This is a genomic window from Photobacterium sp. TLY01 (genome assembly GCF_021432065.1).
GTDB classification, from domain to species: domain Bacteria; phylum Pseudomonadota; class Gammaproteobacteria; order Enterobacterales; family Vibrionaceae; genus Photobacterium; species Photobacterium halotolerans_A.
In genome coordinates this window covers 767,456-787,953 of sequence record NZ_CP090364.1, presented here as the reverse complement: position 1 = coordinate 787,953, position 20,498 = coordinate 767,456, and the positions used below count along the sequence as shown (strand labels likewise).

Sequence of the window (20,498 nt, the reverse complement as noted above, 5' to 3'; positions counted from 1 at the left end):
AATACGGGGCTTGACGAAAAATGGCTGATCCCAGGGGATCAGCCATTTAGGAGGAAGATCTCAGGTGGGATTAGCCACCAAAGTCATCCAGCAGGATGTTTTCATCTTCAACACCCAGATCTTTCAGCATGCTGATAACAGCTGCGTTCATCATCGGTGGACCGCACATGTAGTATTCGCAGTCTTCCGGCGCTTCATGATCTTTCAGGTAGTTTTCATAAAGCACATTGTGGATGAAGCCGGTGTAACCGTCCCAGTTGTCCTCTGGCAGAGGATCCGACAGGGCGCAGTACCACTTAAAGTTATCATTCTCGTTCTGCAGCATATCGAAATCTTCTACATAGAACATTTCACGCTTAGAACGCGCACCGTACCAGAAGGTCATCTTACGCTTAGACTGCAAACGCTTCAGCTGGTCGAAGATGTGTGAACGCATAGGTGCCATACCTGCACCACCGCCGATAAACACCATTTCTGCATCAGTATCTTTGGCGAAGAACTCACCAAATGGACCAGAAATAGTCACCTTATCACCCGGTTTCAGCGACCAGATATACGAAGACATGATACCTGGTGGCACATCCGGATTACGAGGTGGCGGCGTAGCGATACGCACGTTCAGCATGATAATGCCTTCCTCTTCCGGGTAGTTCGCCATTGAGTAAGCACGAATTGTTTCTTCGTTAACCTTTGACTCGTAACGGAACAGGTTGAACTTGTCCCAGTCTTCACGGAATTTCTCAGGTACGTCGTAATCGGCATACTTCACATGGTGTGGTGGCGCTTCAATCTGAATATAACCACCAGCACGGAATGGGACTGATTCGCCGTCCGGAATGCCCAGTTTCAGCTCTTTGATGAAGGTTGCTTTGTTATCGTTAGAAATAACAGAACATTCCCACTTCTTCACACCAAAGATTTCTTCTGGCAGCTCGATGTCCATGTCGGCTTTCACGTTCACCTGGCAAGACAGACGCTCACCTTCACGTGCTTCACCTTTCGTAATGTGATCAAGCTCGGTTGGCAGGATATCACCGCCACCAGATTTGATTTTCACGCGGCACTGGCCACATGAACCACCACCACCACAAGCAGAAGAGACAAAGATGCCGCTGCCTGCCAGTGCGCCCAGAAGTTTACCACCCGCAGGGGTCGTGATTGCTTTTTCCGGGTCGTTATTGATTGAGATAGTAATGTCACCTGATGGTACCAGCTTGGATTTAGCGAACAGAATCACTAAAACCAGAGCCAGGATAATCAAGGTGAACATAACTACGCCAAGAATAATATCCATGAATTATTCCTTATTATCCTGATTACAGCTGTACACCGGAGAAGGACATGAAGCCCAACGCCATGAGACCAACAGAGATGAAAGTAATACCCAGGCCACGCAGACCTGCAGGCACGTCAGAATACTTCATCTTCTCGCGAATACCCGCCAGGGCAACGATAGCCAGCATCCAGCCCACACCTGAGCCAAAGCCGTATACCACAGACTCCGCGAAGTTGTAGTCACGCTGTACCATGAAAGATACGCCACCGAAGATTGCACAGTTCACAGTGATCAACGGCAGGAAAATACCCAGCGCGTTGTACAGCGGCGGGAAGAAACGGTCCAGAATCATTTCCAGAATCTGTACCAGTGCCGCGATAACACCGATAAAAGTGATAAAGTTCAGAAACGTCAGATCAACGCCTTCAACAATGGCGCCGTCTTTCAGCAGCAGGTTATAAACCAGGTTGTTTACCGGTACTGAGATCGTCAGTACCACAGTCACTGCGACACCCAGACCGAAAGAGGTTTTGACTTTCTTTGATACCGCCAGGAATGTACACATCCCCAGGAAGAAAGACAGTGCCATGTTCTCGATGAAAATCGAACGAACCAGTAAGCTAATATAATGTTCCATGTTTCCCTTACTCCTTCGCTTCTACTTGATCTGGACGTAAAGTACGAATGGTCCAAATCATGAAGCCAATCAGGAAGAAGGCAGACGGTGCCAACAACATGATACCGTTTGGCTGATACCAGCCACCTTCAGAGACCAGCGGCAGCACTTGCATACCAAACAGTTTGCCTGAACCCAGCAGCTCACGGAAGAAACCGACGGTCAGCAATACGAAACCGTAACCCAGACCGTTACCAATACCATCTAATAAAGATGGCAGTGGCGCAGATTTCATTGCATAAGCTTCTGCACGACCCATGACGATACAGTTGGTGATGATCAGACCAACGAATACAGACAGCTGCTTAGAGATGTCGTAAACGAACGCTTTCAGCACCTGGTCAACCACGATAACCAGCGAGGCAATGATCGCCATCTGAGCGATAATCCGTACGCTGTTCGGGATTTGGTTACGCACCAGAGAAACAAAGAAGTTGGAAAACGCAGTCACGAAAGTTACCGCCAGCGCCATAACGAACGCGGTTTCCAGCTTTGTGGTTACAGCCAGCGCTGAACACACACCCAGTACCTGCAGAGCGATCGGGTTATTGCTAACGATCGGCCCCAGCAGGACTTTTTTCATTTCTTTCGTATCAGCCATTGTTCAGGCCTCCGTTACGCACTTTAGTCAGGAACGGACCGTAGCCGTTATCACCTAACCAGAACTGGAAGGTGTTCTGAACGCCGTCACTTGTCAGCGTTGCACCAGACAGACCGTCGATACCGTGAACATCACCTTCCGGCGCGCCACCTTTCACGACACGGATAGCAGGGGCGAAACTATCGTCAAACAGTTTTTTGCCTTCCCACTGTGCACGCCATTTCGGGTTCTCGACTTCGCCACCCAGTCCAGGGGTTTCACCCTGCTCATAGTAAGTGATGCCGGATACTGTGTTGCCGTCTGTTTCAACTGCAACGAAAGCGTACATCATGGACCACAGGCCCTTACCGTTCACAGGCAGAATCAGCTTCTGTACCTGATTGCTGGCATCTTTAACCAGATACACTTTGGCAACGTCCGCACGACGAATCAGCTTCGCCGGATCGGTTGCCGGATCCAGCTTCACAGAAAGATCTGGATTTTTCGCTGCATCACGCTGGTCATACTCAGCAGGTGACATACCATCAACAGAGTCAACAAAGTTACCGGTCGCCAGATCAACCAATTTAGGTTCAATAAACTGATTGTACGTTTCAGTCACCTTGACACCGTCCTGCAGCAGGCCTGCTACAGACAGGATATTACGCTGTACATCCAGCTTAGCGTTCGCTTGCTGCATTGGACGCAGCATCACTGCTGCTGTTGATACCACGATCGAGCACACCAGGCTCAGGACAACAACAACAATCAGCGTTTTCTTGATGCTATCATTCTTATTTGACATGACGAGCCAGTCTCCGTTTGATGTTGCCTTGAATTACTGCATGGTCAAACAGCGGTGCAAACAGGTTGGCGAACAGAATCGCCAGCATCATGCCTTCAGGGAACGCAGGGTTAACCACACGTACCAGAACGGCCATCACGCCAATCAGTGCACCGTACCACCACTTACCTTTATTGGTGAAAGCAGCGGAAACCGGGTCGGTTGCCATGAACATCATACCGAAAGCAAAACCACCCAGAACCAGGTGCCAGTGCCATGGCATCGCGAACATTGCGTTGGTATCAGAACCAATAATGTTGAACAGGGTTGCAGCCGCAACCATACCGATCAGGGTACCGGCAATAATGCGCCAGGACGCAATGCCCAGATACACGATAAAGGCACCGCCGATCAGAATGAACAGCGTCGAAACTTCACCGATAGATCCAGGGATACGACCAATGAAAGCATCCATCCAGGTTACCGCTTCGCCAGTCACAGTGTTGACGACTGCTGCCTGACCACCGGCTGCCCACTGGCTCAGTGCGGTCGCACCTGAGAAACCATCCGCGGCAGTCCATACCAGGTCACCTGAGATCTGCGCCGGGTAAGCGAAGAACAGGAAAGCACGACCAGCCAGAGCTGGGTTCAGGAAATTACGACCCGTACCGCCAAAGATCTCTTTCGCCACAACAACACCAAAGGTAATCCCCAGTGCAGCCTGCCACAGAGGCAGTGTTGGCGGAACGATCAGGGCAAACAGAATTGAGGTGACGAAGAAACCTTCATTCACTTCGTGTTTACGGACCATACAGAACAGCACTTCCCAGAAACCACCCACGATAAATACCGTGGCATAGATAGGCAGGAAGTAAGTCGCACCCAGCAGCATTTTACTGCCCCAGCCTGCGTCAGCACCTAAGGTACCGCCCAGAGACTCGGTCAGCCAGTAATGCCAGTCGCCACCGATAATGGCAGCCAGTTGATCACCCGCATACATGTGGTTCAGGGCAACAACAGCCTGATGGCCGACGTTGTACATCCCCCAGAACATGGCAGGGAATACAGCCAGCCAAACCATGATCATGATGCGTTTCAGATCGATACTGTCACGCACGTGAGAACCGGTACGGGTCACCATACCCGGGGTGTAAAGCACGGTTGCAACTGCTTCATACAGTGCAAACCACTTCTCATGCTTACCACCTGGCTCAAAGTGGTGTTCGATCTGCTCGAGGTAATTCTTGAGGCTCATGAATTATCCTTCCTTCTCAATCTTGTCCAGGCATGCACGCAGCATTGGACCGTACTCATACTTACCTGGGCACACGAAGGTACACAGCGCCAGATCTTCTTCATCCAGCTCCAAGGCACCCAACTGCTGGGCACTGTCAGTATCGCCGGCGCACAGATCACGCAATAGCAGTGTCGGTTCGATGTCCAGCGGCATGACACGCTCATAGTTACCGATTGGCACCATAGAACGCTCACTACCATTGGTCGTGGTTGTCATGTTATACAGCTGGCCTGGGAAAAATTGGCTAAAGAAAGCACGTGTGACAGAGAATTTATTCTTTCCAGGAACGATCCAGCCCATGAATTCTTTCTCACGACCTTCACGCAGCGCAGAGATCTGCAGGTGATAACGGCCGAGATAAGCATGCGGGCCAGTTGCCGGAATGCCATTCAGGACAGAACCTGACAGCACACGCAGTTCACCGGTTAACAGCTCAGACTCAGTCAACTGCTCGACAGACGCACCGATCACAGTACGAACCAGACGAGGATTGTTCACGGCAGGGCCTGCCAGAGAAACAACACGCTGCGTGTACAGCTCACCCGTCAGGAATAACTGACCGAAAGCAATCACATCCTGATAGTTCAGGTGCCATGCAACGTTATGTGCGTCAGCACCGAACAAAGTATGGATGTGCGTACCTACCAGACCGGCAGGGTGCGGTCCGTTAAATACGTGCTCTTCCACATTGGTTTCGCTGCTGCGCGGCAGGCTTGCACCTGACTTACACACATACACCTTGCCACCGGTCAGACGAGACAGAAGTGACAGACCCGCAACGAAGGCTTCGCCTTGCTCGTTGATGATCACTTCTGGGTTCGCTGCCAATGGATTGGTGTCCATTGCAGTGACAAAAATCGCCTGTGTTTCAGCATCGATCGCAGGGACCTTGCTGAATGGACGGGTACGTAACGCTGTCCACATACCGGACTCAACCAGCTGCTCAACAATCACAGCACGATCCAGTTGAGCCAGCTCAGCTTTGTCATAGCGGTTAAAGGTGATTTGCTCATCGCCCTCAACATCAATGACAACAGACTGAAGCACACGCTTCGCTCCACGGTTGACTTCCAAAACCTTGCCGCTGGCCGGAGCAGTAAATTTCACGCCTGGGTTCTTCTTATCTTCGAAGAGCACCTGACCTTTTTTTACTACATCCCCAACGCGGACATGCATGGTTGGACGCATACCCACGTATTCTTCGCCAAGCAAGGCGACTCGAGAGATGGATTTACCATCATTTATCGCCTGGGTAGGAGTCCCTGAAATTGGGATATCCAGCCCCTTCTTTATTGTAATCATACGCACTTGCACTACATTAACGGGAAAAAGAACTTGTTATTGCGCAACTTAGACACGACTTTCCTTGGTCCGAGGCCGGCTTTTCAGCAACCAGCACCGCAACATCCTATTAACTCTTTCATCACACATTTAAGATGACGAGTTTTTTCGAGGGCCGGATTTTAGCATTAATCAACAGGTTTTTACTATGGCAAACCTCGCTAATCGAACTGAAATTCAGCGATAGCTGATGTGCTAATAATCACGAGAACAGATAAATTTGACCCAACGCACACTTGCGCTGAATCTTCTGCAGCCAGCCTCGAAAACTGTATTTTTCTGCTATTTACAAATTGGTATCAAAACATCAACACCAAAGGACAGTCGGTAAAACTAACGCATTCAATGGTCATAAAACAGTAAAATCCGATGCAAAACCGCATCGAATTTGCAACATATGTTTTCATCCGGTGGCTCAGGCCACACCGAACATTTCACCACATCCGGGACTCATTATAGTCGCAGAAAATGGTCACATACGGCCGAACTCCGTCATCCTGGGCCTGCGTCAGGCCGGCATCTGAGTGATCACAGAGCTCTCTGTGATTGATTGGTGCGTATACTACGCCATGACTCAGTGATTGATGACTATCAACTTCAAACTTCGGACTGTAAAAAACCGCAACAAGATGCGGTTTTTCATTCAGGTATGATTCACCCGGGCTCAGTTGCCTGATGCGTTGATCATAACTCAGTCAAACTTACTGCCACCCAAACAAGCAGGGGAAGCCGGCGCAGACTGTTGGGTCTGCCATTCCTCTGGCGTGTATGTGTGCATCGCCAGCGCATGAATGTGATTAGCGAGCTCATCTGCCAGGACCGTGTTAATGGCTCTATGGCGACCAATCAGCCGCTGACCTTCAAATTCATGACTGACAACAATGACTTTAAAATGACTTTCTGCGCCTTCTGGCACATTGTGCATGTAGCTTTCATTGCGCACTTCCAGATAAGTCGGTGACAATGCGGCTTGCAGTTTCTGTTCAATACGTTCCTGGATCATAAGGCCTCCTGACGCCGGCATGCTCAGTGTCTGAGTAAGAAAACGAATGAAAATGCGGCGATATTCTGAAAACCGCTGTGTTATGCTCAGCATAACAACACACTTCTCACTGTTAGTCTTTGCAGCTACGTCAGCATCTGCGAAAATATTCAACCCGACAACATACCCTAAAGATAGCCTGAATGAAACCTGAGCTCACCCTGCACGGCCAGACCCTGCAACTGAACCGATATCCGATTCGTCAACACGAAACCTTGCAAGCCTGGGATGCGGCGGACGAATACCTGATCAATCAGGTGGAAGACATGAAACAGCAGCAAACACTCACTCTGGATCCAGAGCGCCCTGTGCTGATCATGAATGACAGCTTTGGTGCGTTAGCATGCTGGTTCGCCCGTCAGGGACAGACGGTATCTGTAGGTGACTCGTACATTTCAAGAACGGCCAGCCAGCACAATCTGGCCGCAAATGCGCTGCCGGACATCGCATTTGCAGACTGTCTGGCCCCGGTTCCTCCCCAAACCCAGCTGGTGCTGCTGAAGCTGCCTAAAAATAACCGGCTGCTGGTGTGGCAGCTCACCCAGCTTTGTGCCGCTTTACCTGAAGACTGTGTGGTAATTGCTTCCGCGAAAGCCAGAGATATACATTCCTCCACACTCAAACTGTTCGAGAAACATCTGGGCCAGACCCGTACGTCACTGGCGGTGAAAAAAGCACGCCTGATTTTCTGTCAGCCGGATAAACATCTGGCGGCGGCGCTGCCGGAAGCCCAGCGCTGGGCGGTGCCCGAGTACAAGCTCACCTTAACCAACCATGCCAATGTGTTTTCCGGTGAAAGTCTCGACATCGGGGCCAGGTTATTGCTGGAGCACATTCCTCAGGATCCGGCACTGAAGCACATTATTGACTTAGGGTGCGGAAACGGGGTCATTGGCTTGCAGGCAGCCAGACTCAACCCACAGGCGAAAGTGACCTGTGTCGATGAAAGTTACATGGCCGTGGCGTCTTGCCGGGAAAATGCTGACCTGAATCTGACGAATCCGGCTCAACTTGAGGCTAAAGTTGATAACTGTCTGGAAAGTATGGCAAATAGCGACGCAGACCTGGTATTGTGCAACCCGCCTTTCCACCAGCAAAATACCATTACCGATCATATTGCCTGGCAAATGTTCTGTGATGCAAAGCAAAGCCTAAAGCAGCACGGACGTTTGATCGTGATCGGTAACCGTCATCTTGGCTATGATGGAAAGCTTAAGCGACTGTTTGCTAAAGTACAGAAAATTGCTCAGAACCCTAAATTTGTGGTTTATCAAGCTGAAAAATAAGCCCATAATTTTGCTCATTGCGGCTGACGACAGCCTGTTGAATAAGGAACACACCGGATGAAACCCTTCATTTTTGCCGTATCACTGCTGGCACTGACCGCCTGCACGGCACCGACTGACTCTCAGCTTTCTATTCAGCCCTCCCCTTCTCTGGCCGGAGAGCCAAACCTGAAAGGGCAGAATCTGACTCTTGAAAGCCGCGATCTGCGCACCGCCCAGTTCGTTGCTGTAATTGATAACGGGGATCAAAACGTTCACCCCTTGCACGCAAAAGAAAACCTGCGCCTGACATTACAAGACGCACTCTCCCGTCAGTTAACATCCCAGGGCGTTCAGATTGGTCACGAGAGCCAAAGCACAATGCGATTGGATATTCTGGAAGCCATCGTGAATGTCAAACAAAGTGCTTTCAGTCACACCCTGAACAGCAAATTGCAACTGCAACTGGTTCTGACAACCCCCAACGGAAAGTTCATCAAACGCTATGCGGGCAAATCTTCCCGGGAAGGTGCAATGACAGCCTCAACAGAATCCATGGAAGTGGCAATGACGGGTCTGATGGATGCCGTACTGCGTGACATCCAGTCTGATGCGGAACTGAACAGCTACATGGAGGAAAACCTGTAATGCGACACTTGATTACCGCCACGCTGCTGGCACTTTCGTTTTCAGCCTCGGCCGCTACTCAGGTTGCCATTGAAACCAGTCTGGGCGAATTTGTGGTTGAGCTGAACGAAGCGCAAGCCCCAGTGACCACCAAGAACTTCCTGCGCTATGTCGAAGACGGCAGCTATGTCGGCACCATTTTCCACCGGGTGATTCCGGGATTCATGGCGCAAGGCGGTGGATTTGATGCCGATTTACAGCAACGTCCGAGTTACGAGCCTATCAAAAATGAATCCGATAACGGCCTGAGCAACCAAAGAGCCACCATCGCCATGGCGCGGACGCAAGTGGCCGATTCAGCCACGCGCCAGTTCTACATCAATTACCAGAACAATACCTTTCTTGACGGCCGGTCAGGTAAGCCGGGTTACGCGGTGTTCGGAAAAGTTGTGAAAGGGTTCTCAGTTATTGAAAAAATGGCCGCGATTCCTACCACAACCGTCCGCTCAATAGGTATGAAAGATGTGCCTCAGCAGCCTATAGTTATTAAATCGATGAACCGAATCAACAAGTAGATTGACGCCCCTGGCCGTTAATCTTCGGCCAGGGTGGTGCCTATGCTCAAACTTGTTTCCTCGACACCGGATGTGCCGACAGAGCAAATTGCCAATCACATTGCTGATTACGCACCGGCTCTGGCGATCTCTATGCTGGGCACCATCAATGGTGATACCAGCTACGACTCCCTCAAAAAAACCTGTACTGAACATCTGCATGACTGGTGGATGCTGTCGATCCCCAGCGGGACACCCGACAATACCTATGAGTCGGTGTACTGGTATCTGCTGCATTTGATGGAATCTCTGGAAGAACACCAGTTGCTGGGGAACTGCTTTATCCAGTTTCGTGTCACAGCCGGTGCAAAATTCCTGCTGGGGATGGGCGAAGCGCCAGAGAAAATGCAGGGGATTCGTCCCTAAAGCCGAAATTTGCTCCCAAACTCACCACACTTTGACTTTCCGATGGTTTTTCTCACCCGCGCTTGCTGTTACCTTATAGCGATAAATCTGCAACCAGATAGTCATCAGTAACAGAGGCCACTCCATATGGAGCACACCGTCGACGAGCACCCGAACACAGGGTGGCGTGTTTATCTCGAAAAAAAAGTTTTGATCATGCTGGCACTCGGATTTTCATCCGGTCTGCCCATTTTGCTGGTCTTTGGCACCCTGTCCTTCTGGTTGCGTGAAGCCGAAGTCAGCCGCACTGACATTGGCTATTTCAGCTGGGTGGCGCTCGCGTACGGCTTTAAATGGATTTGGTCACCTCTGATTGACCGTTTTCCCGTCCCAGTGTTTTCAAAACTGCTCGGACGCCGGCGGGGCTGGATGGTTTTCTCTCAATTACTGATCATCGCTTCACTGTGCGGCATGGCGATCAGTAATCCTCAGGCCGAACTGTCTCAATTGGCTATTTTCGCGGTCATTGTTGCCATTGCTTCTGCTTCGCAAGACATCGTCATTGACGCCTACCGGATTGAACTGGCAACGGAACGCCTGCAAGCCGCGCTGGCTGCCGCTTATATGACAGGCTACCGGCTGGCCATGATCATGGCCGGGGCCGGGGCTCTGGCTTTTGCTGCTCTATTTGGTTCAGACACCGGCTATGACCCCATCGGCTGGAAAACGGCTTATTTCATCATGGCGGGCCTGATGTCCGTTGGCCTGATCACAGCTTTGTGCATTCACGAACCCAAGGTCAATGGCAAAGCGATGGATGATCTGGAAGCAGATATCCGCCATAAACTGGAAGCCAAAGGGGTATCACACAGAATGGCACGCATCGCGGCCTGGTTTTACACCGCTGCCGTCATGCCTTTTATTGATTTCTTCTCCCGCTACGGTAAAGCCGGTTTGCTGTTACTGGCACTGATCAGCTGTTACCGGATATCAGACATCGTCATGGGCATCATGGCCAATGCTTTCTACGTCGATATGGGGTTCAGCAAAAGTGAAGTCGCCACAGTCTCCAAAATCTACGGCGTGATCATGACGCTGGCAGGTGCCGGCCTGGGCGGTATCCTGATTTATCGCTATAACACCCTGAAAATTCTGGCATTGGGCGCTGTACTGGCCGCTTTCACCAACCTGCTGTTCATGGCCTTTACCTATATTGGCAACAGCCTGCCGATGCTGACGCTGGTGATTTCAATTGATAACCTGAGCGCGGGAATTGCCACAGCCGCCTTTATCGCCTTCATGTCCAGCCTGACCAACGTGGCGTTTTCTGCCACCCAATATGCCCTATTCAGCTCCATCATGTTGCTGTTCCCGAAATTTCTCGCCGGTTTTTCTGGCCTGTTTGTTGATCATTGGGGGTATAACATTTTCTTTCTGAGTACCGCCTTGATCGGCTTACCTGTGCTGCTCCTCATCAAAGCAGTGGCGACATACGCCCCGCATCAAAATTAAAATTCCCCAATCCGGGAACTTTATCTGACCTGTGCGTTCCAAAAAGCCAGGTCAGATACATCGCCCTGCACGCCTCTGTTTCTATATCTGTTGATAATTTTGACTCTCAAGTTGACTTTATTTGATCTCAGTTAACTTTCCCCTAGACCAGACATGAACAATAACTGACCTATTACTCACTTAGATCAGAAAAATTACATCAAATAGCAGACAAAAAGAGATCAAAATCACTTTTGATTTTTTTTGAAATCCATTACACAAGATCAAACTCACAATCAAAAAACAACTGCCAGTTTGTTACATTCACATTAGTGACATCAAACAATACACTTCCCGCCATTGATACGGACTGGTCAAAAAAGTCCGGTGTTTTAATTCAATTAGCGAGAGTTGACGATGCGTAAATCCCTTGTTGCACTGAGTGTACTGGCAGCTTCCCTGTCTGCTGCTACGAATGCTGCTGATTACACCGACGGTAATATCCACAAGAACGACTACAAATGGTCTCAGTTCAACCTGATGTACGCATTTGACGAGCTGCCAGGCGAATCAAGCCACGACTACCTGGAAATGGAATTCGGCGGTCGTTCCGGTATCTTTGACCTGTACGGTTATGTCGATATCTTCAACCTGACTGGTAGCCCAGACAGCGACAAAGCAAACGCTGACTCAAAAATGTTCATGAAGTTTGCACCACGGGTTTCTCTGGATGCCCTGACTCACTCTGATCTGTCTTTTGGTCCGGTGCAAGAACTGTACATTGCTTCTGAACTGACTTGGGACGGCAGCACTACCAACAGTACTAAAGGCACTTTTGGTGTAAACAACTACAAAGTAGGTCTGGGTTCTGATGTGAACGTACCTTGGCTGGGCAAAATCGGCCTGAACCTGTACGGCACCTATGACATGAACCAAAAAGACTGGAACGGTTACCAGATTTCGACCAACTGGTTCAAACCTTTCTACACGCTGGACAACGGCAGCTTCGTGTCTTACCAGGGTTACATCGATTACCAGTTTGGCATGAAAGAAGAGTACGCTTCTGCCAGCAACGGCGGCGCCATGTTCAACGGTATCTACTGGCACTCTGAGCGCTATGCGGTGGGTTACGGCCTGAAAGCCTACAAAGACATTTACGGTATTAAAGACTCTGATGCCTTCAAATCGACCGGTATCAGCCACTATGTCAGCCTGACTTACAAGTTCTGAGTCTTGCCCTGAACAATACGCTGAACTCTGCAAAGGCGCCTTCCCGGCGCCTTTGTTTTTTGTTCTAACTCCTGAGACAATTTTATTCCTCCTGCTAACCCCTTTCATCTGCCTGATTTGCTGACTGATTTCTAAAGTTACGATCTGTATCACTCCCCAGAGCACGGATTATTTTCTTACTTCTCAGGCATCCCATCCGCAATCCACTAATCTTTTAAGTTAGACACTGTCTTTCTGTTAAGAAACAAGCCTCTTGGCAGACGTGTTCCCTAAGCAATGGCAACGATAAACGATAAGTGAGAACGCCAACATGAAACAGACTCGTTTAGCTTTGGCTCTTGGAGCAGTACTGGTTGTACCCGGAACCGCTTTTGCCGCAGACTATACTGACGGCGATATCCATAAAAATGACTATAAATGGTTTCAATTCAACCTGATGTACGCACTGGAAGAATATCCCCGTGCACCCAGCGATCCATCCGGTCATGACTATCTGGAAATGGAATTTGGTGGCCGATCCGGTATTTTTGATCTGTACGGCTATGTGGATTTCTTCGATCTGACCGAAAGCGATGCCAGTGACAAGAAAGACAGACCTAAAATGTTCATGAAATTTGCGCCGCGGGTTTCGCTTGATGCGCTCACCAAAACCGATCTCTCATTCGGCCCGGTGCAGGAGCTTTATTTTGCCACCCTGTTCAACTGGGGAGGCGGTGCGCAGGACGTCAATAACTCCTTCTGGGGGATCGGCTCCGATATCATGGTGCCCTGGTTTGGGAAAGTCGGCCTGAATCTGTATGGTTTGTACGATGTGAACGCCAAAGACTGGAACGGCTACCAGATATCCACCAACTGGTTTAAACCCTTCTATACCTTTGATAATGGCACATTCATTTCTTACCAGGGCTATATTGATTACCAGTTTGGCGCGGATGATGAGTTTAACGGCAATTCCCAGGCCACCCATGGCGGGAACTGGTTTAACGGGCTGTACTGGCACTCCGACCGCTTCTCGGTCGGCTACGGTCTGAAACTCTTCTATGATGTCTACCTGATTGAAGATTCAGATAGCTTTGAGTCCACTGGCCCCTCCCATTATTTCTCTGTCACCTATAAGTTCTGACAACCGTCCGGTCCGGGTACTCAGGTATCCGGACTTTTACTTTACCCCTTGATTTCCCAGCCGCTACAATAGGCTTCAGTGATTCCTTTCCCAACAGGCAATACCGTGAAGATTACCTTAGTTGGCGCTGGTGCCATAGGCAGCCTCTGGGCCGGCGCTCTGGCCAGACAAGGCCACGCCATCCACCTCTGGCGCCGCCAGACTGACACAGCCTTTACACTGCAATGGCAAGGCCTGGATGCGCCGGACACAGATACTTTCACCTTTTGCTGCAATCAGCCCGAACGGCTGACCTCGAGCGATGTCATTCTGATCACGGTAAAAGCCTTTCAAGTCTTGGAGTCAATCCAGAGCATCGCCCCCTGGCTGCGCACCGCAACACCTGTGATTGTGATGCACAACGGCATGGGAACAGAAAACGAGGTGCTGCAACTGCTGCCGGATAATCCGGTACTCTATGCAACCACCTCTCAGGCGGCTTTACGTGTCGACCACCAGAGTGTTCGCCATACAGGTGTCGGCCCAACCTGGCTGGGCGCAGTCAATAGGGCCGGTAAACAATGGCAATCCCTGGCCGGGGTGCTGAATACGGCGCTGGCTCCCTGCCAGTGGCATGAAGATATTCACGCTCCGCAATGGCAGAAACTGGCCATCAATTGCGCCATCAATCCGCTGACGGCCATCCACCAATGCCGCAATGGCGATCTGGCAGCGCCGGATTTTACAGCCGAACTGACAGACATCTGTCGCGAAGTGGCAGCTGTCATGACAGCCGCCGGCCACACCACCAGCACCGAATCGCTATTGCAACGCACGCTGACCGTCATCCAAGCCACGGCGGCCAATTATTCATCCATGCAGCAGGATGTTGCCAACCAGCGGCCAACGGAAATCGACGCCATTACCGGCTTTCTGATTGAACAGGCACACCATTTTCAGCTTGCCACACCAGCGAACTTCGTCCTGTGGCAACAGATCAAACATTTGGAGCAAAATTATGGCTAACCCACAACCCTCCTCCGTCCGGTCACCTAAAGTGGCGGTCTGTATTGCCCCCGGTAGCGAAGAAATGGAGGTCATCAATACGGTTGATATTCTGATCAGGGCCGGTATGCAAGTCACTATCGCCAGTGTGGCAGAGGACGGGGCACTGGCGGTGAAAGGCTCGCGGGGGATCACACTCACCGCAGACTGCCCGCTGGTTGAAATTGCCGATGAACCATTCGACTGTGTGGTCCTGCCCGGCGGCCTGTCTGGTGCAGAATACCTCAGAGACAGCACGCTGACGGTAGAGTTCGTCAAGCAGCACAAATATGACGGTAAACTTGTGGCGGCGATCTGTGCCGCACCGGCTGTGGTGCTCGAACACCACCAGCTGTATCCGGACGCACTGATGACGGCTCACCCGGCCTTTGTTGACCGGATTCCTGAGCACCGCCGCCGTGAAGGTCGCCGCGTGATGTTTGATGTGAATAACAATCTGCTGACCAGTCAGGCACCGGGTACATCGCAAGAGTTTGCACTGGAAATCATCACCCTGCTGCTGGGGAAAGCCACAACCGCCAAAGTGGCAGAACCTATGGTGATGTGGCCGAGCATGTGTTTCGACGTGGTGGGGAAAGGCTGATCATTTATCCCCTTGCTAAGGGGGGGAATCTTCGCGGTTTCAGTCATCGTTGTACGATCCCTCCCCCTTTTCAAGGGGGAGGTCAGGAGGGGGTTATCTGGCACTGGCGCAAAAAACGCGCTCGCCTCACGAACCCCACCCTAACCCTCCCCTTGCCAAGGGGAGGGAACGAAAAGCAAAGCAAAGCAAAGCAAAGCAAAGCAAAGCAAAGCAAAGCAAAGCAAAGCAAAGCAAAGCAAAGCAAAGCAAAGCAAAGCAAAGCAAAGCAAAGCAAAGCAATTGAGGATTATGGACGATAAACCTTCACATTATCGAAACCATTTTCTTTCAGGTACAGCGCCTGTAAGCGACTCATCACACCGCGAGCACAATACAGCAGATAGGTTTTATCCTGAGGTAAATCGCCAAACTGAGTTGCCAGTTTGTAGAACGGCAGATGCTTGATTTCCACCCCTTCGATGTGCAGCGGGCTTTCATCTTCCTCGTCCGGACTACGGATATCCAGTACAGTACTGTTGCCGTCAATCTGATCCACCAGCTCAATCTCTGGTGCCTGCTCCTGGCTTTCTTTTTCGATGTCGCGGATATCGAGGATACGCGCTTCACTCACCACACGATCCAGCACCGCAAAATCAAACTTGGCTTCTTCAGCTTCCAGTTTTTCTTTCACCGCCTTCACGGTCGGGCTTTTCGAGATCACACCGCAGAACTCAGGCATAGTCTTGGCAAAGTCTTCGGTGCCGATATCACGAGCAACATTGATAATATCTTCTTTGTCCCAGTTGATCAGCGGACGAAGAATCAATGTATCGGTCACATTGTCGATATGACGCAGATTGGTCAGCGTCTGGCTGGATACCTGGCCCAGCGCTTCGCCGGTCACCAGCGCCTGAATCCCAAATCGCTCAGCAACCTGACCTGCCGCACGCATAAACATACGCTTGAGCACCACGCCCATCTGGCCGTCATCAACATTCTCCAGGATTTCTGCCACAACAGGTTCGAAATCAATGGCAATGAACTTCACTTTGGCCGAAGAGCCGAATTTCTTCCACAGGTAGTGAGAAACCTGCTTCACACCAATTTCGTGCGCCGGACCGCCCAGGTTGAAGAAACAGTAATGCACTTTACTGCCGCGCTTGATGTGCAGATAGCTGGACACTCCGGAATCGAAACCACCTGAGATCAGGCTCAGTACATCTTCCTGTGTCCCCAGCGGGAAGCCACCCAGCCCCTTATGGCGGGCAAGCACCTGATTGAGTTTCTCGCCGTCCACTTCAATCTTGACCGTCACCTGCGGATTTTTCAGTTGCACTTTGGCACTTTCAACGGCCTGATTCAGACCGCCGCCCACGTAACGTTCCAGCTCGATGGAGGTAAAGTCGTGTTTACCCACCCGCTTGGCGCGTACACAAAAGGTTTTGCCGTCAAGTTCGCTGCCGACATGGGCCAGAGTCTGCTCGAAGATATCGTGCATGTCGGTGAAATCGGTTTGTTTCACTTCCAGCACATGGTGAATCCCAGGCGTCTGGGTCAGTACGGTCAGAACCTGATCACGGAGGCTGTCGTCCTTCACTGTGACATCAATGTAGCTGCGTCGGTTGTACACAGCCACTTGATCAGACAGGCGCTGAAGGATAATGCGGATATTGCACTCCAGGATTTTGGTAAAGCGCTTCCGCACTGATTCACTCTTTACAAAAATCTCTGGATGGGGCTTTACAATAAATTTCATAACATGCTTCGCTTCACAGGGCCTAACTAAAGGCGCGGATTATACAGCAAGCAAGCGGTCGCTGAAATACAAAGGATTATCAGAAAAAACAGCGAGCGAAGAGTTTCACAGACACGTGGTCCATCCTGGCTCCTTCTCTCGCTGCCTGATGCGTACTCGCCCTGTCAGGCGAACACGCATCATGTCCTTACTCAGATTGTAGGCTTAATTTGACGGGACGGCAGATTCCCCTGCCGGGTCACTGGTCAGTTCATTGGTAAAATGCGGTTTCCCCTGCATGATGGCAATTTCTACCCGCCGGTTACGCTTCCGTCCGTCCAGGGTGTCATTGCTGTCCAGCGGCGAAGTATCCGCCAGCCCAAGCACGCGCATCCGTTGATGATCAAAGCCCTGCACTTTTTCCATTTCCTGAGCGACGGACACAGCACGCTGCGCCGACAAGTCCCAGTTGGAACGGTATAGCTCAGAGTCCAGCCGCTGATTATCCGTATGACCAGACACGGTAATCACGCCGGGGACGTCTTTGACCAGCTCGGCCACCTGGCGTACCAGTGGGCGAAACTTAGGCTGCAAAAACGCCGACCCTTCCGGAAACGCTCCTTTTTCACGAATACGGATCACCACCTGCTGACCCAGGTTTTCAACCTCAATCAATTTCTCCTGGATTTCACGCTCAAGGGCCGTTTGCAAAACATCGGCCAATTGCTGCTGGGCTTGCGTCATCTCCGACTGCGTATTCTGGTTCATCTGAGTGGCGGTGTGCTCGGAGCGCCCGCCAGTCAGTTTACCGGCTTCGCGCTTGGTGCCGCCGGCTTTTTCTGATTCACCTTCATGGAAGTCCAGCGTCCGCTGCGTCATGTCGATAGTTTGCTGCATGATGACTTCAATTGGGGTGGGCTCAGGCCGTCCCGGACGAAATTCCTGTGCAATCACGCTGGTGCCTTTCGGAATATCTTTCACTTCCACCATGTTCTGTACACCAAAGGCAAATTTCAGCGAGCCTGCAATTTGCTTGAACTTCAACACGTCCATCTCAGAAAACGACAGCAGCAGCACGAAAAAACACATCAGCAGAGTCGCCAGATCGGCGAACGTTGCCATCCAGGCCGGTGCGCCTTTCTTACAGTTGCATTCGGTCTCGTCCATCACCTGCCTCCTTATTCATCAACGTCGGTACGGCGTTGTTTTTCATGGAGGTAATTTTTCAGAAAACCATCAATCACACGCGGATTCTGGCCATCCTGAATCGCCAGCACCCCATCAAGGATCAGGCGGCGGTTCAGGCGTTCTTCGTTTTTACGCAAGGACAGTTTATCGGCAATCGGAATCGCCACCATGTTGGCCAGGATCGAACCATACAAAGTGGTTAACAACGCCACAGCCATGGCCGGGCCGATTGATTTGGGATCGTCCATATTAGTCAGCATAGCAACCAGACCGACCAGGGTACCGATCATCCCCATCGCCGGTGACACTTCACCCAAGGAGCTGAATATACTGATCCCCCGTTCATGGCGCTCGTTGGTCAGCCCGATATCTTTTTGCAGTGTCGAACGTACAACATCGGCGTCATGGCCATCGACAAGTAAATCAATCCCTTTGCGCAGGAAGCTGTTATTGACTTCCATTTCTTCCAGCGCCAGAAAACCGCCTTTACGTGCCGCATCCGCCATTTCGACAATCTTGGCAATCAAATCTTCCGGATCATCTGTTTTAAACATAAAGGCTTTGGCCGCAATTTTGGCGGCGCCAAAAAACTGCGACAGGCTGAACTTCATTAAGACAACAAATAAGGTCCCGCCCAATACAATCAAAATCGAGGGCACATTGAAAAAGATATCAAGGCTGCCACCCAGCAGCATCGCCATAATGACAAAAGCAAAGGCACCAACTAAGCCTATGAGGGTTGCCAAATCCACGGATCACTCCTCTGTAATTTTTTCTTATCAACCCAAATGACATCAGAATGCCCGGGTTACTCTGGCCAGCTCAAACTGGCGCTATTCTAACTTACTCACCCTGTATCGGCACCTTTGGATTTTGGTTTAGCACGGATTAACCCTCGGTTTTGTGCTCTGCTGGGAAAAACCGAACTTCCGCCTGTTCTCTGTGATTGCATTCCGCTTGCAATGGGCGATGCAAAGCAGCGCAGGGGATAAAAACCGTAAAAATAACACTGTAATGCGCACACTTCCCTGTGCCATAATTTGACCCGGCATAGCCTGTGCGCTATTTTCCCCTCATTTTCGGGCGCACCTCCAAACGCGCTCACAACCCATCAATGGACCGGATATGGCGACCAAAAAACCAGAAAAGATGGCCTTCGAAGAAGCCATGAATGAACTCGATGTGATAGTCAACGAGCTGGAATCCGGTGATATCCCTTTAGAAGACGCGCTGAAAAAATTTGAGCGTGGCATTGCCCTGGCCCGCAACAGCCAGCAAAAACTGACTCAGGCCGAGCAACGGGTTGAGATTCTGCTGCAAGCTGACGACAATGCGCCACTGACGGACTTTGAACCGAGCGATGACTAACAGCCTTTCTCAACAACTGGCCGAGTACGCGGCCCGTAATAACGATCAGCTGGAACACTGGCTGACTCAGTTACCCTTTTCCGATCAGCCGCTGGTTCAGGCGATGAGACACGGCACCCTGCTGGGCGGAAAGCGTGCCCGGCCTTTCCTGACGTATGTCACAGGAAGCATGCTGGGCGCGGAGATGGATGATCTGGATGCCCCGGCGGCGGCCGTTGAATGTATTCACGCCTATTCGCTGATCCATGATGATCTGCCTGCCATGGACGACGACGAACTGCGGCGCGGTAAACCGACCTGTCACATTGCCTTTGATGAAGCCACCGCCATTCTGGCCGGTGATGCTCTGCAGACACTCGCTTTCGAAATACTGGCTGCTGGCCGGCTGAGTGCCGAGGGCAACAGCCAGCGCATCGCCATGGTGCGCGAATTGGCACAGGCGGCCGGTGCGGCCGGTATGTGTGCCGGACAGGCGCTGGATTTAGCCGCAGAGCACAAACGTGTCGGTCTGGCGCAGCTGGAAACCATCCACAGACACAAAACCGGGGCACTGATCCGTTGTGCGGTGCGTCTTGGCGCGCTGGCGGCCGGTGAAAAAGGCGTCGCCATCCTGCCCCAGCTGGATAGGTTCGCAGAAGCGATTGGCCTGGCCTTTCAGGTTCAGGACGACATTCTGGATGTGATCAGCGATACTCAGACACTGGGCAAACCCCAGGGTTCGGATGTCGCTCTGGAAAAAAGCACCTACCCGGCCCTGCTCGGATTAGCAGGCGCCCAGGAGAAAGCTCGCCAGCTATACCAGGAAGCCCTACACGCCCTGGAAGCTATACCCTACAATACAGATTCATTAGAAGTTTTCGCCCGATACGTTATCGAGCGCAACAACTAAAACAGTATAAGCGCCGACTTG

The 20,498-nt window shown here is 51.1% G+C and carries 21 protein-coding genes; 11 read left to right on the top strand and 10 right to left on the bottom strand.

Annotated features, from left to right (window positions below; translation table 11 throughout):
* Positions 1-70: 70 nt before the first annotated feature.
* From nqrF to bolA, 7 genes are all read right to left on the bottom strand, one after another.
* Positions 71-1,294, bottom strand: a complete 1,224-nt coding sequence (gene nqrF, locus LN341_RS03945) for an NADH:ubiquinone reductase (Na(+)-transporting) subunit F (protein ID WP_027253867.1) — start codon at positions 1,292-1,294, stop codon at positions 71-73.
* A 22-nt stretch (positions 1,295-1,316) separates the two neighbouring features.
* Complete coding sequence (nqrE, locus tag LN341_RS03940; protein ID WP_027253866.1) at positions 1,317-1,913, bottom strand: NADH:ubiquinone reductase (Na(+)-transporting) subunit E; 597 nt, start codon at positions 1,911-1,913, stop codon at positions 1,317-1,319.
* A 7-nt stretch (positions 1,914-1,920) separates the two neighbouring features.
* Positions 1,921-2,553 (bottom strand): NADH:ubiquinone reductase (Na(+)-transporting) subunit D, encoded by a 633-nt coding sequence (locus tag LN341_RS03935; protein ID WP_027253865.1) that lies wholly within the window; start codon positions 2,551-2,553, stop codon positions 1,921-1,923.
* Positions 2,546-3,337 carry a Na(+)-translocating NADH-quinone reductase subunit C gene (locus LN341_RS03930; protein WP_046221496.1) on the bottom strand — a complete coding sequence of 264 codons (792 nt, stop codon included), beginning with the start codon at positions 3,335-3,337 and terminating at the stop codon, positions 2,546-2,548. Before LN341_RS03930 ends, LN341_RS03935 begins: the two co-directional genes overlap by 8 nt.
* Positions 3,327-4,571, bottom strand: a complete 1,245-nt coding sequence (locus LN341_RS03925; protein ID WP_046221497.1) for an NADH:ubiquinone reductase (Na(+)-transporting) subunit B — start codon at positions 4,569-4,571, stop codon at positions 3,327-3,329. Before LN341_RS03925 ends, LN341_RS03930 begins: the two co-directional genes overlap by 11 nt.
* A gap of 3 nt (positions 4,572-4,574) precedes the next feature.
* Positions 4,575-5,915 carry a Na(+)-translocating NADH-quinone reductase subunit A gene (locus tag LN341_RS03920; protein WP_234204079.1) on the bottom strand — a complete coding sequence of 447 codons (1,341 nt, stop codon included), beginning with the start codon at positions 5,913-5,915 and terminating at the stop codon, positions 4,575-4,577.
* A 730-nt stretch (positions 5,916-6,645) separates the two neighbouring features.
* Entirely contained in the window at positions 6,646-6,957 is a 312-nt protein-coding gene (bolA, locus tag LN341_RS03915) for a transcriptional regulator BolA (RefSeq protein ID WP_046221499.1), read from the bottom strand.
* 182 nt (positions 6,958-7,139) lie between these two features.
* Between bolA and LN341_RS03910 the strand changes: the two genes are divergently transcribed.
* The 9 genes from LN341_RS03910 (at position 7,140) to LN341_RS03870 (ending at position 15,318) form a co-directional block, all read left to right on the top strand.
* A complete protein-coding gene (locus LN341_RS03910; protein ID WP_234204078.1) occupies positions 7,140-8,282 on the top strand; it encodes a methyltransferase in 1,143 nt (380 codons plus the stop codon).
* Between the two features lie 57 nt (positions 8,283-8,339).
* Positions 8,340-8,909, top strand: a complete 570-nt coding sequence (locus LN341_RS03905) for a YajG family lipoprotein (RefSeq protein WP_046221501.1) — start codon at positions 8,340-8,342, stop codon at positions 8,907-8,909.
* Positions 8,909-9,463, top strand: coding sequence for a peptidylprolyl isomerase (locus tag LN341_RS03900; protein WP_046221502.1), 555 nt, complete (start codon positions 8,909-8,911; stop codon positions 9,461-9,463). The genes LN341_RS03905 and LN341_RS03900 overlap by 1 nt, the downstream gene beginning before the upstream one ends.
* 42 nt (positions 9,464-9,505) lie before the next feature.
* Positions 9,506-9,868: a hypothetical protein gene (locus LN341_RS03895; protein ID WP_234204077.1), complete on the top strand. Its 363-nt coding sequence runs from the start codon at positions 9,506-9,508 to the stop codon at positions 9,866-9,868.
* Positions 9,869-9,994: 126 nt separating this feature from the next.
* Positions 9,995-11,359 (top strand): MFS transporter, encoded by a 1,365-nt coding sequence (locus tag LN341_RS03890; RefSeq protein WP_234204076.1) that lies wholly within the window; start codon positions 9,995-9,997, stop codon positions 11,357-11,359.
* Positions 11,360-11,755: 396 nt separating this feature from the next.
* Positions 11,756-12,568, top strand: a complete 813-nt coding sequence (locus tag LN341_RS03885; protein ID WP_046221505.1) for an outer membrane protein OmpK — start codon at positions 11,756-11,758, stop codon at positions 12,566-12,568.
* 310 nt (positions 12,569-12,878) lie between these two features.
* Positions 12,879-13,691: an outer membrane protein OmpK gene (locus LN341_RS03880; RefSeq protein WP_046221506.1), complete on the top strand. Its 813-nt coding sequence runs from the start codon at positions 12,879-12,881 to the stop codon at positions 13,689-13,691.
* Positions 13,692-13,796: 105 nt separating this feature from the next.
* Positions 13,797-14,696 carry a 2-dehydropantoate 2-reductase gene (gene panE / locus LN341_RS03875; RefSeq protein WP_234204075.1) on the top strand — a complete coding sequence of 300 codons (900 nt, stop codon included), beginning with the start codon at positions 13,797-13,799 and terminating at the stop codon, positions 14,694-14,696.
* Complete coding sequence (locus LN341_RS03870) at positions 14,689-15,318, top strand: DJ-1 family glyoxalase III (RefSeq protein ID WP_234204074.1); 630 nt, start codon at positions 14,689-14,691, stop codon at positions 15,316-15,318. Before panE ends, LN341_RS03870 begins: the two co-directional genes overlap by 8 nt.
* 286 nt (positions 15,319-15,604) lie before the next feature.
* On the opposite strand, the gene thiI is transcribed toward LN341_RS03870, so the two are convergent.
* The 3 genes from thiI to pomA all read right to left on the bottom strand — a co-directional run bounded on the left by thiI (position 15,605) and on the right by pomA (position 18,972).
* Complete coding sequence (gene thiI, locus LN341_RS03865) at positions 15,605-17,053, bottom strand: tRNA uracil 4-sulfurtransferase ThiI (protein WP_234204073.1); 1,449 nt, start codon at positions 17,051-17,053, stop codon at positions 15,605-15,607.
* Positions 17,054-17,257: 204 nt separating this feature from the next.
* Entirely contained in the window at positions 17,258-18,199 is a 942-nt protein-coding gene (locus tag LN341_RS03860; protein ID WP_234204072.1) for a flagellar motor protein MotB, read from the bottom strand.
* 11 nt (positions 18,200-18,210) lie between these two features.
* Complete coding sequence (pomA, locus tag LN341_RS03855; protein ID WP_046221511.1) at positions 18,211-18,972, bottom strand: flagellar motor protein PomA; 762 nt, start codon at positions 18,970-18,972, stop codon at positions 18,211-18,213.
* 373 nt (positions 18,973-19,345) lie between these two features.
* Here pomA and xseB point away from each other — a divergent pair, with 373 nt between their 5' ends.
* Entirely contained in the window at positions 19,346-19,588 is a 243-nt protein-coding gene (xseB, locus tag LN341_RS03850; protein WP_027253848.1) for an exodeoxyribonuclease VII small subunit, read from the top strand.
* Complete coding sequence (gene ispA, locus LN341_RS03845) at positions 19,581-20,477, top strand: (2E,6E)-farnesyl diphosphate synthase (RefSeq protein WP_234204071.1); 897 nt, start codon at positions 19,581-19,583, stop codon at positions 20,475-20,477. Before xseB ends, ispA begins: the two co-directional genes overlap by 8 nt.
* Positions 20,478-20,498: the final 21 nt, after the last annotated feature.

Bases quoted from the DNA above. Each gene is read 5' to 3' on its own strand.
- nqrF (WP_027253867.1), bottom strand. From the start codon at position 1,294: ATGGATATTATTCTTGGCGTAGTTATGTTCACCTTGATTATCCTGGCT.
- nqrE (WP_027253866.1), bottom strand. From the start codon at position 1,913: ATGGAACATTATATTAGCTTACTGGTTCGTTCGATTTTCATCGAGAAC.
- LN341_RS03935 (WP_027253865.1), bottom strand. From the start codon at position 2,553: ATGGCTGATACGAAAGAAATGAAAAAAGTCCTGCTGGGGCCGATCGTT.
- LN341_RS03930 (WP_046221496.1), bottom strand. From the start codon at position 3,337: ATGTCAAATAAGAATGATAGCATCAAGAAAACGCTGATTGTTGTTGTT.
- LN341_RS03925 (WP_046221497.1), bottom strand. From the start codon at position 4,571: ATGAGCCTCAAGAATTACCTCGAGCAGATCGAACACCACTTTGAGCCA.
- LN341_RS03920 (WP_234204079.1), bottom strand. From the start codon at position 5,915: ATGATTACAATAAAGAAGGGGCTGGATATCCCAATTTCAGGGACTCCT.
- bolA (WP_046221499.1), bottom strand. From the start codon at position 6,957: ATGATCCAGGAACGTATTGAACAGAAACTGCAAGCCGCATTGTCACCG.
- LN341_RS03910 (WP_234204078.1), top strand. From the start codon at position 7,140: ATGAAACCTGAGCTCACCCTGCACGGCCAGACCCTGCAACTGAACCGA.
- LN341_RS03905 (WP_046221501.1), top strand. From the start codon at position 8,340: ATGAAACCCTTCATTTTTGCCGTATCACTGCTGGCACTGACCGCCTGC.
- LN341_RS03900 (WP_046221502.1), top strand. From the start codon at position 8,909: ATGCGACACTTGATTACCGCCACGCTGCTGGCACTTTCGTTTTCAGCC.
- LN341_RS03895 (WP_234204077.1), top strand. From the start codon at position 9,506: ATGCTCAAACTTGTTTCCTCGACACCGGATGTGCCGACAGAGCAAATT.
- LN341_RS03890 (WP_234204076.1), top strand. From the start codon at position 9,995: ATGGAGCACACCGTCGACGAGCACCCGAACACAGGGTGGCGTGTTTAT.
- LN341_RS03885 (WP_046221505.1), top strand. From the start codon at position 11,756: ATGCGTAAATCCCTTGTTGCACTGAGTGTACTGGCAGCTTCCCTGTCT.
- LN341_RS03880 (WP_046221506.1), top strand. From the start codon at position 12,879: ATGAAACAGACTCGTTTAGCTTTGGCTCTTGGAGCAGTACTGGTTGTA.
- LN341_RS03870 (WP_234204074.1), top strand. From the start codon at position 14,689: ATGGCTAACCCACAACCCTCCTCCGTCCGGTCACCTAAAGTGGCGGTC.
- thiI (WP_234204073.1), bottom strand. From the start codon at position 17,053: ATGAAATTTATTGTAAAGCCCCATCCAGAGATTTTTGTAAAGAGTGAA.
- LN341_RS03860 (WP_234204072.1), bottom strand. From the start codon at position 18,199: ATGGACGAGACCGAATGCAACTGTAAGAAAGGCGCACCGGCCTGGATG.
- xseB (WP_027253848.1), top strand. From the start codon at position 19,346: ATGGCGACCAAAAAACCAGAAAAGATGGCCTTCGAAGAAGCCATGAAT.
- ispA (WP_234204071.1), top strand. From the start codon at position 19,581: ATGACTAACAGCCTTTCTCAACAACTGGCCGAGTACGCGGCCCGTAAT.